The 13,840-nt window shown below is 68.7% G+C and carries 13 protein-coding genes; 4 read left to right on the plus strand and 9 right to left on the minus strand.

Going from position 1 to position 13,840, the window contains the following annotated elements; genetic code table 11:
- Positions 1-24: 24 nt before the first annotated feature.
- The 3 genes from LRF89_RS05945 to LRF89_RS05955 all read right to left on the minus strand — a co-directional run bounded on the left by LRF89_RS05945 (position 25) and on the right by LRF89_RS05955 (position 3,065).
- Positions 25-1,386, minus strand: coding sequence for a sodium-dependent transporter (locus tag LRF89_RS05945; RefSeq protein WP_201243102.1), 1,362 nt, complete (start codon positions 1,384-1,386; stop codon positions 25-27).
- A 72-nt stretch (positions 1,387-1,458) separates the two neighbouring features.
- On the minus strand, positions 1,459-2,292 hold the full coding sequence (locus tag LRF89_RS05950; protein ID WP_201173534.1) for an endonuclease/exonuclease/phosphatase family protein: 834 nt from the start codon (positions 2,290-2,292) through the stop codon (positions 1,459-1,461).
- A 128-nt stretch (positions 2,293-2,420) separates the two neighbouring features.
- On the minus strand, positions 2,421-3,065 hold the full coding sequence (locus LRF89_RS05955) for a c-type cytochrome (RefSeq protein ID WP_201243101.1): 645 nt from the start codon (positions 3,063-3,065) through the stop codon (positions 2,421-2,423).
- A gap of 180 nt (positions 3,066-3,245) precedes the next feature.
- On the opposite strand from LRF89_RS05955, the gene yihA reads away from it, so the two are divergent.
- Positions 3,246-3,866, plus strand: coding sequence for a ribosome biogenesis GTP-binding protein YihA/YsxC (gene yihA / locus LRF89_RS05960; RefSeq protein ID WP_238635039.1), 621 nt, complete (start codon positions 3,246-3,248; stop codon positions 3,864-3,866).
- A gap of 231 nt (positions 3,867-4,097) precedes the next feature.
- On the opposite strand, the gene LRF89_RS05965 is transcribed toward yihA, so the two are convergent.
- The 4 genes from LRF89_RS05965 to LRF89_RS05980 all read right to left on the minus strand — a co-directional run bounded on the left by LRF89_RS05965 (position 4,098) and on the right by LRF89_RS05980 (position 8,193).
- Positions 4,098-4,343, minus strand: a complete 246-nt coding sequence (locus LRF89_RS05965; RefSeq protein ID WP_201173519.1) for a hypothetical protein — start codon at positions 4,341-4,343, stop codon at positions 4,098-4,100.
- A gap of 252 nt (positions 4,344-4,595) precedes the next feature.
- Positions 4,596-5,168 (minus strand): porin family protein, encoded by a 573-nt coding sequence (locus LRF89_RS05970; protein ID WP_238635038.1) that lies wholly within the window; start codon positions 5,166-5,168, stop codon positions 4,596-4,598.
- A 185-nt stretch (positions 5,169-5,353) separates the two neighbouring features.
- Positions 5,354-6,832 carry a two-component system sensor histidine kinase NtrB gene (locus LRF89_RS13565; protein WP_238636728.1) on the minus strand — a complete coding sequence of 493 codons (1,479 nt, stop codon included), beginning with the start codon at positions 6,830-6,832 and terminating at the stop codon, positions 5,354-5,356.
- Positions 6,829-8,193 (minus strand): sigma-54-dependent transcriptional regulator, encoded by a 1,365-nt coding sequence (locus LRF89_RS05980; RefSeq protein WP_238636729.1) that lies wholly within the window; start codon positions 8,191-8,193, stop codon positions 6,829-6,831. The genes LRF89_RS13565 and LRF89_RS05980 overlap by 4 nt, the downstream gene beginning before the upstream one ends.
- A gap of 326 nt (positions 8,194-8,519) precedes the next feature.
- Between LRF89_RS05980 and LRF89_RS05985 the strand changes: the two genes are divergently transcribed.
- The 3 genes from LRF89_RS05985 (at position 8,520) to LRF89_RS05995 (ending at position 11,908) form a co-directional block, all read left to right on the plus strand.
- Entirely contained in the window at positions 8,520-9,491 is a 972-nt protein-coding gene (locus tag LRF89_RS05985) for a DmsE family decaheme c-type cytochrome (protein WP_238636730.1), read from the plus strand.
- Positions 9,492-9,527: 36 nt separating this feature from the next.
- A complete protein-coding gene (locus LRF89_RS05990; protein WP_238636731.1) occupies positions 9,528-11,522 on the plus strand; it encodes an MtrB/PioB family decaheme-associated outer membrane protein in 1,995 nt (664 codons plus the stop codon).
- 65 nt (positions 11,523-11,587) lie between these two features.
- On the plus strand, positions 11,588-11,908 hold the full coding sequence (locus LRF89_RS05995) for a high-potential iron-sulfur protein (RefSeq protein WP_238636751.1): 321 nt from the start codon (positions 11,588-11,590) through the stop codon (positions 11,906-11,908).
- An 80-nt stretch (positions 11,909-11,988) separates the two neighbouring features.
- Here the strand turns inward: LRF89_RS05995 and LRF89_RS06000 are convergent, their stop codons facing one another.
- On the minus strand, positions 11,989-12,636 hold the full coding sequence (locus LRF89_RS06000; protein WP_238636732.1) for a sugar transferase: 648 nt from the start codon (positions 12,634-12,636) through the stop codon (positions 11,989-11,991).
- Positions 12,633-13,826, minus strand: coding sequence for a DegT/DnrJ/EryC1/StrS family aminotransferase (locus tag LRF89_RS06005; protein WP_238636733.1), 1,194 nt, complete (start codon positions 13,824-13,826; stop codon positions 12,633-12,635). Before LRF89_RS06005 ends, LRF89_RS06000 begins: the two co-directional genes overlap by 4 nt.
- Positions 13,827-13,840 lie beyond the last annotated feature (14 nt).

The raw sequence follows: 13,840 nt of genomic DNA on the forward strand, positions 1-13,840 counted from the left end.
GAGCCGGGCTCCGGCGCCCACGGGCTAGCCGAGCAGCCCGAGGCTGTTGGCGAAGACCACCAGGATCGCTGCCGGCACGATGTAGCGCACCAGCACCAGCCAGGTCCGGTACAGCCACCCGGGCAGCGCCAGCTCCTCGCCGGTGACGCTGCGCGGCAGCACCCAGCCGGCGAACACCGCCATCAGCAGACCGCCGAGCGGCAGCATGATGCTGGTGGAGAGGTACTCGGCCAGCTCCTGGAAGTTCAGCCCGGCGATGGTGAACCCGGCCCAGACGTTGAATGCCAGCAGCGAGCCGATGCCCACCAGCCAGGCCGCGGCAGCCACCGCTGCGGCCGCCTTGGGCCGCCTCCAGCCGCGCGTCTCCACCAAGTAGGCCGTTGCCGGTTCCATGATGGAGATCGCCGAGGTGAGCGCGGCGAAGGAGAGCAGCAGGAAGAACAGCGTGCCGAACAGCGCGCCAAGCGGCATCTGCCCGAAGCCGTAGGAGAGGGTCACGAAGACCAGGCCCGGCCCACTGTCCGGATCGAGCCCGGCGGCCAGCACGATGGGGAAGATGGCCAGACCGGCGAGCAGCGCGATGACCGTGTCGGCGCCGGCGATCAGCCCGCTGTTGCCGGGGATCGAGGAGCGCTTGGACAGGTACGAGCCGTAGGCCATGATCGCGCCAAGCCCTAGGCTGAGGGTGAAGAAGGCCTGGCCCATCGCCACCAGCACCGCATCGCCGCCGATGGCGCTGAAGTCCGGCGAGAACATGAAGTCCATCGCCTCGACGAACGCCCCGGCGCCCATGCCGTAACCGACCATCACCAGCAGCAGCAGGAAGAGGATCGGCATGAGCAGGCGCACCGCGCGCTCCAGGCCGTTCTGCACCCCGCGCAGGACGATGTAGGCGGTGGCCCCCATGAACAGGGTGTGCCAGAAGAGCATCTGCCACGGGCTGGCCAGCAGGTTGCCGAACACCTCCTCCACCTGGCTGGTCTCGGCGCCGGTGAAGGTGCCGGTGGCGGTGTAGGGGACGTAGGCGAGCGACCAGCCCGCCACCACCGAGTAGAAGGAGAGCACCAGGAAGCCGGCGCAGACCCCCAGCCAGCCAAGGATCTGCCACCAGCGTCCGCCGCCGTACTCGGCGGGCAGGGCGCGCATGGTGTTGATGGGGCTCTGGCGGCCGCGGCGGCCGATGAGGATCTCGGCCATCATCACCGGGATGCCGATGGCGAGGATGCAGGCCAGGTAGATCAGGATGAAGGCGCCGCCGCCGTACTCACCGACGACGTAGGGGAAGCGCCAGATGTTGCCCAGGCCCACGGCGGAGCCGGTTGCCGCCAGAATGAAGGCCCACCGCGATCCCCACTCTCCATGGATCGACTGCCGCAAATCCGTCATGGCCATGCTCCCCGTCGGAACTTGACGCGGGAGCGTAATACAGTTCCGCGGGCGGCAACAAACCCCTGCGCGTTATGCCGCAGGCAGCCGGACTGCCTCGGGCAGGCCCAGCTCCATGGCGATGGGCAGGTGGTCCGAGAGGGGATATTCCAGCACGCGGGCCCGCTGCACCCGGAGCGTGGAGCTGATCAGGATGTGATCGATGTTGTGGCGCGGGCGCCAGCTGGGGAAGGTGTGCAGCCCGTGGATGGGCTCGGAGAGGTCGGTGCGCCGCCCCAGGCGGTCGAGCTCCGGGCTGTCCGTCCGGCAGTTCAGGTCGCCCATGACGATCACGTGCCGGTGGGCGTTGACCAGCTCGGCCAGGAAGTCCATCTGCCGGATCCGGGTCCGCCGGCCCAGGGCCATGTGCACCTGGATGACATTCAGCGCCTCGCTGCCCGCGCCGAAACGGATCTGCAGTGCCCCGCGCCCGGGGATCAGCCCGGGCAGGCGGTGCTCACGGATCTCCGCCGGGCGGTAGCGGGCCAGCAGGCCGTTGCTCTGCTGTGCCAGGCGACCCATGTTGCGGTTGGTCTGGATGTACCAGTAGGGGAAATCCGCCTTGTAGGCCAGGTGCTCCACCTGGTTCATGAAGCCCGTGCGGAAGCTGCCGGCGTCCACCTCCTGCAGCCCGACCAGGTCGTAGGGCTCGATCCAGCCGCCGATGCGCTCGAGGTTCATCTGCCGCTGCCGGTCGGGCAGCACGTGCTTCCAGCCCCGCGTGAAGTAGTGGTGGTAGCGCGAGGTGGCGATGGCGTTCTGGATATTGTAGCTGACCACCCGGATGGTGGCCGGCGCCTCGGGCGAGAGCGTCGGGTGGAGGGTGGCGTAGACGCCCTCGCGCAGACGGTAGGAGATGTTGGTCATGGGTGCCGAAGCCTCGGGCGACGGAGTGGCGTCGTTCCTGCCGGGTATAAAAAAACCCGCCTACCCCCGCGGATGCGGGGGAGAGGCGGGCTTATCCGTGACCTGGTCGGGACAGCGAGGCGTTGCGATCACTCGTCGTCGTCGTCGAGGAGCGTCATGCTCGCCATGTAGGCGGAGACGGCCTCGATGTCCTCCTCGGTCATGCGACCGGCCGTGTCGCGCATCATGCGGTTGCGGTCGCTGGCGCGGTCCTCATTCTTGAACGCGGTCAGCGCATCGTTGAGGTAAACCTCCTGCTGACCGGCCACCGCGGCGAACTGGCCACCCTTGATGCCCTCGCCGTTGGGCCCGTGGCAGGAGGCGCAGGAGGGCACGTTCCGCTCGCCGATGCCGCTGTGGTAGATCTCACGGCCCTGCTCGGCCAGCTCCTCGTCCACGTCCTGTGCCGGCGGCGGGTCCTGCTTCTCGAGCCAGGCCGCCACGTTGCGGATGTCCTCATCCGAGAGCTCGGTGGCGTTGGGTGTCATCAGGAACTCCGGGTCCCAGCGGTTCTCGTCCCGGAAAAGCTCCAGATGGTAGACGATGTAGTCCTTGTGCTGCCCGGCGTGGCTGGGCCACTCGGGGACATCGCTGACACCGGTGACACCGTGGCAGGCCAGACAGACCTCGTTGTTCAGCTGCTCGCCCGCATCCAGGTCGACCTCGGCCTGGGCGGTGGTCGCGCCGAGCGCGAGGGCGGCGACCGTAAAGCCGGTCAGGGTGCGCTTGTGCATGACTTGTGTTCGCTCCGCTAATGGAGTGGGCTTTCCTTGTGCGTACCTTGGACGCAGAACGCTGCCACTTATAGCAGCAGCGTCCGCAAGCGTCAATTTGTCCGGCCACGCGCAGACCGGCGACGATTCGCGCTGCCTATGAAACCATGAAAGGACCGAATCGTGACACAAGAGGCAGGCATGACAGCAGACCGTATCTACCGGCGGGCGCAATTCCGGCTCAGCGCGCCCACCCCGGCGGACCTCGGGCCGGACGAGGGGATCGAGGTGGCCTTCGCCGGGCGCTCCAACGTGGGCAAGTCCAGCGTCCTCAACGCGCTGACCGGCCAGCGCAAGCTGGCACGCACCAGCGGCACCCCGGGGCGGACGCAGACGATCAACTGCTTCGACCTCGACGAGACCCGCCGACTCATCGACCTGCCCGGCTACGGCTACGCCAAGGTGCCCCAGGCGGTGAAGCGGCGCTGGGAGCAGGCCCTGCCCGAGTACCTGCGCAACCGCCAGGCGCTCTACGGCGTGGTGGTGATCATGGATGTCCGCCACGCGCCCACCGAGCTGGACCTGCAGATGCTGCGCTGGTGCGCCGATGCCGGGCTGGTGCTCCACGGGGTGCTGACCAAGGCGGACAAGCTCAAGCGCGGCGCCGCCCGCAACCGCTTGCAGGCGGTGCGCCAGGCCGCTGCCGAGGCCGGCGTCACGCTGCCGAGCGTGCAGCTGTTCTCGGCGCTCAAGGGCGAGGGGATCGATGAGCTGACGGAGGTCCTCGATGCGTGGTTCGCGGTGGGGAACTCTTCGGCGTGACGGATGGTCGCACCTAGTGAGCGTCGCTGATGTGCGGTCCACAACCTCCTCTCTAGCGTGGCGCACACAACCCGGTTCCCCCCAAGGCCGGGTTGGCTGTTGCCCCGGATCCTCCCCCCAGGGTCCGGGGTTTTTTTTGACCGGTCGTGCCGCCGTCCATAAAAAAGGAGGCCCCATCCCTCCTGGATGGGGCCTCCCCATAGAGAGCCCGATAGGGGTTACACGGAGCCTTTACCAGTCAAGCTCCTCATCGCCGGCATCGGCGTCGTCGGCATCCTCGTCCCAGGGATCGATCTCGTCGTCCTGCTCCTCGAACTCGAGGCCGTCGTCGTCGAAGCCGTCATCCTCGAAGCCGTCGTCAGCCGGCTCCTCCCACTGGTCGTCTGCCTCGCCCTCGGTGTCGAACGCCATGGCGGCGGTGGAACCCATACCGACCATCAGGGCCAGGAGACCGGCGATCCAGTGCTTGTGTTGCATACGTGACCTCCGCTTTGGATTGCTTGGGTTGCCCGTCGTGATCAACCTCGATCACTCGCCCACTCACCAAGCACGGTGCGTGCCAACATGACCAAAACCCCGTCCGATCAGTGACTTGCGCGCTTCGTGGGTGGGTCTGGCCCACCGCGTGCAGCGGTCGGATGTCGTCTGAGGGCGACACCGCAAGGTGGGGTAGTGCCGTAACCTGCTGAATTGGGTTGTGACCGGCGTGTCGCCCGGAGGCGACATCTTCTAGAAGCGGAGGACGATGCCGCCGCGCAGTTGCCGTGTCTCGTAGCCCAGCGACAGACCGTCGGGCTCCGGGTCGGTGAGCAGGCCCTCGACCTGTACACCCAACCGGCCCGGGCCGCGGTAGCCGGCGATGACGCCGGCGGTAAAGCCCAGGTCGCGGTCTGAGGCGTCGTCTGCCGGCTGGATGCTGGTGCGCGTCAGTGCCACGTGCCAGCCGAGGAACCAGGGCGACTCACCGAGCAGTCGCCGCGCCTGGTAGTAGATGTCGGTCTGGTTGGCCTGCACCGACGCCCCGCCGGCGCCCTCCGGATGCGAGGCCGTCTGCGTGTAGGCCAGGCCGACCTCGAAGTCCCAGTACCGCCCGCGGTCGTTGATCACGTGGGCGCCATTGGCCAGGGCCAGGGTGTGCGCGGTGCCGGTCTCTGTGCCGTCGGCCACCTCGAGTGTGCCGGTGGCCACCGCCACCCGCCAGCCGTCGTCCAGCACGCCGCCGTAGGATCGCTCATCCCCGGCGCCGGCCGGGCCGCAGGCCACGAGCAAGCAGACCCAGACGGCTGGCCGCCACCCCCTCATGAGCAGGCTGCCTCTTCGGTCCGCTGCGGCGCCCCGGGGACCGGCATCGGGGTGGCGGATAGGGGCGGGTGCATCCTCATGGGCTGGCGCTCGTGGCAGTGGCACGGTGGATGGGCCGTGGGGCGTTCCGGGTGGACCCCGAGCCTATGCGCGGCAAGTGGCCCGTGCAACCGCAGGCGCCGCGATCAGGCGGGCGAGGCCTGGCCTGGGTAAGGGGTCGGTGAGCGGCCCGGTGCTTCGCCGGCCCCTGGCCAGTGCACCGTGAATGTGGTCCCGGCTCCGGGCGTCGAGTCGCAGGCGACCTCGCCGCCGGCTTCCTCCACGTAGCGCCGAACCAGCGCCAGCCCCAGCCCGGTGCCGTCGGTGCGGCTGGTGGCAAAGGGCTCGAACAGCCGCTCGCGCAGCGACGGTGGGATGCCCGGGCCGTCGTCCGTCACCTCCAGAACCAGCGTGCCGCGCTCATCCACACGGGCATCCACCTGCACCCGGCCGCCGGCGGGCACGGCCTGGACGGCGTTGCGCACCAGATTGGCGTAGACGATGCGAAAGCCCCCGGGCAGCTCCACCGGGGCGTCGGCGATCTCCGCGCTCAGGTTCACACCCTTGGCCTGGGCCTCGTTGCGCAGCACCGTCGTCCAGCTCTGCAGGATCTCGGTTAGCGCGCCGCTGCGCCGCTCGCTGCTGCGCCCGCAGCCGAATGCCATGAAATCGTTGACCAGCTCGTGGATGTGATCCAGCGAGCGGAAGATCGCCTCCCGGTCTTCCGTCTCCAGCGGGGCGACCTCGCAGAGCAGGCGCACCGGCACGATGCTGTTCTTGATGTCGTGGGCCAGCTCGGTGGCCATTTCCCCCAGCGTGGATAGGGCCTGAAGCTTCTCCAGATGCTCGTGGAGCCTGCGGTATTCGCTCAGGTCGGTGATCTTGATCAGGATCAGCTCACCCAGCACCCGGTAGGAGACCAGGGCGGGGCAATGTCGCCCCTCGAACGGGAGCTCCTGCTCGAAGGTGCCGGCCCCGCTGCGCTCGATGCCGTTGCGGATGCGCAGCCATAGCCCGTTGCCGAGGATGTCCGGCACGCTGGCGCCCTGGCAGTCGGCGACCGGGCAGCTGGCGCAGCGCGTGCCGATGGCCGCGTTGCCGTGGCGGATGGTGCCGTGGGCATCGACCAACATGACCATGTCCTCGACACTGTCGAGCAGCCACTGCGAACGCCCCAGCTGGTCCACGGTGTTGAGCAGCTGCCGCTCGACGGTGTCGAGCTCGTCCTCGCCCGGCCTGGGGCGGGGGCTGCCCGGGCAGGGCGCCGGCTGCTCGCCACCGCCCTGGGCGCGCCGTGCGCGGCGGTGGCCCTGCTCGACGATACCGCGCATCCGTGCCCGCCAGCGCGCCGCGATGAGGGCGCCGATGCCGGCGGCCAGCAGCGCACTCAGGCCGACCACCAGAATTGCCAGGCCGCGCACCCGGTCGAACGCCTCGGAGACCACCGCGGCGTCGAGGATCATGCGCGCGTCCGCCCCCTCGACGGCCCGCTCGACGGCGGCCTCGATCATGCCCCGGGCGTAGTGGTCGAACCACAGTGTCAGTGGCAGCGCCACCAGCAGGGTCACCAGCAGGAAGGTGGCACCCAGGCGTACCGCCATGTTGCGCGGCAGCCAGCACCTCACTCCGTCGTCTCCTCCATGGCCTGCAACCGCGCGCGGAGCGTGTTGCGCGAGACGTTCAGGGCCTCGGCCACCCGGCTCTTGTTGCCGTTGTAATGCTTCAGCGCCCGCTGCACGGCACGGCGCTCGATCTCGTTGAGCAGCTCCGGCAGCTCGCCTTGGTGGAGCGCGCGGTCGAGCGCGCCGTCCAGCGCCGCCTCGAAGTCGCCGTCGCCGGTCGGCTCGCCCTGTCCGGTGGCGAGTTCCAGGCTGTCGATCAGCCCGCGTTGTCGCTTGGCCGCGGCCCGGTAGACGGCGTTCTTGAGCTCGCGGACGTTGCCCGGCCAGCCGTGCCCCTGGGCCTGGCGGCGCACCGCCGGGGTGATGCCGTGGATATCCAGGTCCATCTCCTGATTGGCCGACTGGATGAAGGCCTCGATCAGCGACGGGACGTCCTCAAGTCGCTCGCGCAGCGGCGGGATGTGCACCGGGATCTGCGCCAGGCGGTAGTAGAGGTCGCTGCGGAACTGACCCGCGTCCGCGCCGAGGAGCTGGCGGTTGGTGGCGGCGATCACCCGCACATCGGCCTGGCGCGGGGTCGACTCCCCCAGGCGGTAGAAGCGTTTGTCTTCCAGAAAGCGCAGCAGCTTGGCCTGGAAGGCCAGCGGCATGTCGCCGATCTCGTCCAGGAACAGGGTGCCGCCGGTGGCTGCCTCCACCTTGCCCTCGGCGGCCCGGTTGGCGCCGGTAAAGGCGCCGCTGGCATGACCGAAGAGCTCCGCCTCGAGCAGGCTCTCCGGCATGGCGGTGCAGTTGATGGCCACGAACGGCCCGTACGCGCGGTGGGAGTGGCGGTGGATGAGTTCCGCCGAGACCTCCTTGCCGACACCGGTCTCGCCGGTGAGCAGGACGTTGAGGTCGTTGGCCGCGGCCACCCCCAACGCCTTGAAGACCTCCATCATCGCCGCCGAGGTACCGAGCACCTCGTGGGCCTCGGCGCTCAGGCCGGAGGCCTCGGTACCGGATGGGGTCTGGCTCAGGGCCTCCTCCACCGCCGCCACCAGGGCCTCCGCCTCGATGGGCTTGGCGAGGATCTGCAGCGCGCCGCGCTTGCTGGCCTCCACCACGTTGTCCGGAAAGGTGTGGGCCGATAGCACCAGCGCCGGGGTCTCGTCCCCGGCGCTGCGCAGGCGCTGGAGCAGCGCCAGGCCGTTGTCCTGCTCCAGCTGGATGTCGAGGATCAGCGCATCCGCCCGTGCGACCAGCGGTTCGGCCTCGGCGGCCGAGGCGGCGCTGATCACCTCCAGGCCGCGGCTTTCCAGCAGCCGCCGGACGGCGTAGACGATCTCCCGGTGGTCATCCACGACCAGAACGCATCCGCGCATGCCTGTCCTCCCGGCGCCCGGCAGGGCGTGTCTGGCCCTGGTGGGCGCAGCGTGCCCTGCTTTTTATGATTTGACATTAATCAACCCAGTCACCATGGCACAAGGGCGAGCCGCCGACCACCGGGGGGGGCGCTGCGCAGGCTGCGACCAGGCTGCGCAGCCGTTGACCGCTGGCAGGCCCCGCCGACCCCCTGTCCGCAACCCCGGCCTCCCGCTGAACTCCCGGAATCGCGGGGCTTTGATCGCGGCCCGTTTGCCCTGGCCTGCCTTTTGCTAAGAGCAGGTTTGATAACGATCAAACCTGCACCGAAGGGGAGGAGGGTGCCTTGTTCAGACAACCACTCAACCGGCTTGCGATCTCGGCCGGCGGCGTCGCGGCCCTCTTCGCGCTGCTGCTGTTCGCCGCCACGGCCCCGGCTCAAGACCTCGACCCCGAAGAGATCGAAGAGTTTGTCGAGGAGGTGCGTGGCCTCTCGCCGGTGATGGCCGAGCGCCGGGTCGATGACCTGCGCGCGCACATCGGTCGCATGGAGGAGACCCCTCACGCTGTCGCCTCGGACCCGCGCACCCCGGCGGGACAGACGCCGGAAGACGGCAACTACTGCTACCAGTGCCACGGCGACGGCTGGGAGCACTTCTACCAGATCGGTGAGGACATCAGCACCGATGAGGCCAACCAGACCTGCCTGGACTGCCACAGCGGGGGCGATCGCATGCACTGGCACGGCGGCGCCCACGAGTTCCAGGACATGGCCTGCGTCGACTGCCACAACATGCACGGCGAGAACGAACGCCTGCTGCACACCGAGAATGAGCTGCAGCTGTGCGCCAGCTGCCACCAGGAGCGCCGCGTCGACTTCAACCGCCCCCACCACCACCCGGTGGAGGAGGGGCAGGTGACCTGCACCAACTGCCATAACCCCCACGGCACCGGCGGCGAGAGCCTCCTGCGCGAGGGCCAGGTCAACGAGACCTGCTACAACTGCCACGCCGAGTACCGCGGCCCCTTCCTGTGGGAGCACATGCCGGTCCGCGAGGACTGCACCAACTGCCACGACCCCCACGGCTCGGTGCATCCCAATCTGCTCGAGGCGCGCCCGACGCAGCTGTGCCAGTCGTGTCATTTGCACTCGCCTGGTGGTCACCCCGGAGTAGATCCGGCTGATTTCGAGGGTGGTGGGTGGTTTGGCCCTGGCCCTGCTGACGACGGGCGGCTGGTATTTGGCCGCGGCTGCCTGAACTGCCACTCGGACATCCACGGTTCCAACCACCCGGGCGGCGACAGCTTCCGGCCGTGACGCCGGGCGGCGCAACAGCAGAAGGAGGAAGGAATCATGACCAAGCAGCGCGCCCTGAGCAGCGCCCTGGTGCTGACGGCCTTCGGCTTGCCCGCCGCCGCTGGCGCGGGCACGCCGGAGTCCTCGGCCACCTTCGTCGGCCCGGCCAGCTCGCAGCTGTGGCTGGGAGTCGGTTACCTGAGCGAGGACAACTACCACTTCCGCCGCTATACCGGGCCGGTGGACGAGGGTTTCTACCCGGAGGCCCACCTCGACCTGCGCTACCGCGGCGAGGGCGACGACGACGCCCGCTACGGCCGTCTGGAGGGGCGGGACCTCGGGCTCGACTCCCGCCGCCTGCGCGGCCGCTACGGCGTCCAGGGGACCTACGGGCTCTCCCTGGAGTACGACGAACGCCCGCGCTTCTACGACCGCGACGTGCAGAGCCCCCTGCGCAGCGACGGCACCGACCGGCTCTCGCTGCCGGAGGGCTGGCAGGGCAACCAGGATTTCGAGGACAGCCCGGAACGGCTGCGCGACTGGAAAGTGGAGCGCCACCGCGAGCGCTTAGCCTTTGATGCCCTGCGCCACCTGGACGACGAATGGAAGGTGAACTTCTCGTTCAGTCGGGAGGAGACGGATGGGTATCGGTACGGGCGGGTGAATGTGTCCGAGCGGGTAGAGATACCGGTCCCCATTGATCAACGGACTGATCAGTACACCTTGGGACTGGAGTACACCGGAGATCAGTTTCAGGGGCGCGTTGGTTACCACCTCTCCAGCTTCCAGCAGCTGGCGGACGAACGCCTGACCGTGGAGGATCCGGACGATCCCGGCGAGTTCGGTGAGGTGTTCCGCGAGCCCGACAACCTCTACCACCAGGTCTTCGCCTCCGGCGCCTACGCCATCCAGCCGGGGACGAACGTCAGCGCCGACCTGCAGCTGGGCCGCGCGCTGCAGGATGAACGCTTCGTTGAAGACGACGACGACCTACCCTCTTCGCTGGATGGGCGCATCGACACCACCCGGGCCACCCTGCGCGGGACGCACCGCTTCCATCCGCGTCTGCAAGTGCGCGGCAGCTACCGCTATGACGACCGGGACAACCGCACGCCGCAGTACTTCCCGGAGGATGATCTGGAAGACCGGACGCGGCCCCACGGCTGGACGCGGCACATCGCCGACGTCGACGCCGATATCCGTCTGCCGGCGCGCTCCAACCTGGTCCTGGGCTACGAGCACCGTTACACCGACCGCGACTTCACCGACGGCAGCACCCGGGACGATACCTTCCGCACGCGGCTTCGCAGCCGGATCACCCCCCAGCTGGAGGGGACCGTGTTCGCCAGCAGGCTCTACCGCGAAGGTGCCGAGTACGTCGGTCCGGCGTCCGAGGCAGGCACCATCCTGCCCGCGGAGGTCTACCACCTGGCCGAGTTGGAACAGACCCAGTTGGGTGTCAGCGGCACCTACAGCGTGATCCCCGAGCTGGCCCTGGGCGCGGAGTTGACCTACAGCGAGGACGACTTCACCGACTCGGATATGGGGCTGCAGGAGCGCAATCGCGCTTCCTACACATTGTCCCTGGACTATTTCCCCACCGAGCAGTGGACCGGTTACGGCTTCGTCACCTGGGACGACGGGGAGCGGCAGCTCGCCGGCGAGCAGCGCAGCCTGCTCCAGGACGAGGAGACGCTGACCGTCGGGCTGGGGACGGAGGCCACCGTCACCGAGGACGAGCGTTGGTCCCTGGGCGCGGAGGTGCTCTACGCCAGCACCGATGTCGACATCGGTTTCGATCGCGCCCAGGACACCGACTACCCGACGCTGACCACCCGGCTCACACAGCTGGAACTCTACGGCAAGTATCGGGCCTCGGAGCAGTTCCACTATCGCCTGGCCTACCTGGGCCAGCGCTTCGAGGAGGACGACTGGGCCTTGGGCTTCGGGCCCGGTCCGGTGGATGAGATGGACGACTACGTGCTCATGGGCCGCGACAACTACGACTACACGGCCCACATGGTGGTCGGCTCGGTGGGGTACACCTTCTGACCGACCTGACTGCGCACGGGTGTAGTGCGACACGACGGGGAGAGAGAGCCATGGAGGAGAAGAAGATGGTTGACGCCATCGATCCCAACCGCCGCCGGCTGCTGCAGGCTGCGACGCTGGCGGCCGCCGCCATCCCGCTCAGTGCGCTGGTGCACCAGCGCACGGCCACCGCCATGCCGCAGGCCGACGATGGCCACGCCCACGACTATGTGAGCGATGCGGCAGATGCGGAGGACCACGCCCGTTACGAGTCCGGGCAGCGGTGCGCCGACTGCCGGTTCTGGGAGGGGGAGGTCGAGGACGGCTACGGCGAATGCTCCCACCCGGATTTCGCCGACGTCCTGGTCAACGGCGACGGCTGGTGCGACGTCTTCGCGCCGGCGTGAAGAGGCGCGGCGAGCGCCGTTGAGCGGCCGGGGGTAACAGCATACAAAGCTGCCCCCGGCCAGATGGGCGGGCCGCAGTGTTACCCGCCTGGGCGCTGCGCCCGGCTGACCCCCTGCCGGCCTCGCCGTGCAGCCAGAACCCCCAGGGTTCTTAGTAGCAAGCCAAGGTCGCTGCGCCAGCTGCGCCGGCCGCGATAGGCCAGATAGAGGTGCAGCTTCTCCGGCAGGATCACCTCGCGGTAGAACTGCTCCGGATCCTCCGCCTCCGCCAGGCGCTGCTCCTCATCCGCGAAGGCCACGGAGGCCGGGTCCGTGATCCCGGGCCGGTCCTCAAGCACCCGGCGCTGATCCTCGGTATAGAGGGCCACGTACTCCGGCACCTCGGGCCGTGGACCGATCAGGCTCATCTCACCGCGCAGGACGTTCACCAGCTGCGGCAGCTCGTCGAGCTTGTAGCGGCGCAAGAGGCGTCCGATGCGGGTAATCCGCGCATCCCCGCCGCGTGTGATTGAGGGGCCGCGGTGCTCGGCATCCGCGGTCATGGTCCGCAGTTTCCAGATCCAGAAAAGCTCGCCGTGCTGGCCCACGCGTCGTTGGTGATAGAGGACCGGACCCGCTGAGTCCAGGCGTATGGCTGCCGCCAGCACCAGAAAGAGCGGCAGCAGCAGCACGATGGCTACGGCCGAGATCGCAGATTCGAAAAGACGCCACCCGCCGGGCTCACTCATCGGCGGTGCGCGCGCGACAGCGTGGCGACGGTGTCGGCGACGCGCTCGACCTGGGCATCGGTGAGCCCCGGATAGATCGGCAGACTCACCAGGCGCTGTCCGGCCGCTTCAGCCACGGGGAAGTCCTCGGTACGCAGGCCAAGGGATTCTCGCCAATAGCGGTGCCGATGGAGGGGGATGAAATGGACGCTGGCCCCGATCCCCCGCTCGGCCAGTGCGTCGATGAAGCCATCCCGACTGAGATTTAACGCCTCGAGGTCCAGCTGCACAGGGAAGAGGTGCCAGGAGTGGTCGGATGCGCTGTCCCGGACAGCCGGCAGACTTAAAGGCAAGCCCGCAAGCTGCTTGCTGTAATAGTCGGCGATGGCCTCGCGCCGCGCACGCGCTTGGGCCGCGCGCTCGAGCTGGGGGCGCGCCAGTGCAGCGGCCAGATCCGGGAGGTTGTACTTGTAGCCCGCGTCGGTGACCTCGTAACGCCACCGAGTTTGACCCTGCTCGGTGCTCGCGGTGCGCTCGATGCCGTGCAGCCGGGCGCGCCGGGCCCACTGGGCCAGCGCCTCGTTGTTCGTGGTCAGCAGTCCGCCCTCACCGGTGGTCAGCGGTTTGTTGGCGTACAGGCTGAACGCGGTCGCGTCCCCGAGCGAGCCAACGCAGCGCCCCTGAAAGCGGGCAGGGAACGCGTGGGCGGCATCCTCGACGATGCGGACGTCGTAGCGGGAGGCCAGCTCCAGGAGCTGGTCCATCCGGCACGCTTGCCCCGCGTAGTGGACCGGGAGGATGGCGCGGATGCGCGGGTCGGCCGAGAGGTGTCGTTCGACTTCAGTGACGTCGAGGTCCAAGGTCTCGGGCGCGACGTCCACCAGGAGCGGTTCAGCCCCGCAGAGGCGGATGGCCTCCGCGGTTGCCGTGAAGGTGAGCACGCTGGTGATGACCCGATCCCCGGGGCCAACACCTAGCCCTTCCAGCGCCAGATGCATCGCCGCCGTGCACGAAGAGACCGCGACTGCGTGGTGCACGCCGACCGCCTCGGCAAAGCGGCGCTCCAGCTCGGCGGTCTCCGGGCCGGTGGTTAACCAGCCCGAGCGCAGGCAGCGGAGGACGGCCGCCTCCTCTGGTTCGCCCAGATCCGGGCGCGAGAAAGGGATGGCATCCTCTGCGGTTGCTTTGCTCTTGGTGCTCAAAGGGGGCATAGGAATCCTTGATG

Source organism: Halorhodospira sp. 9621 (assembly GCF_022228055.1).
GTDB classification, from domain to species: Bacteria; Pseudomonadota; Gammaproteobacteria; order Nitrococcales; family Halorhodospiraceae; genus Halorhodospira; species Halorhodospira halophila_A.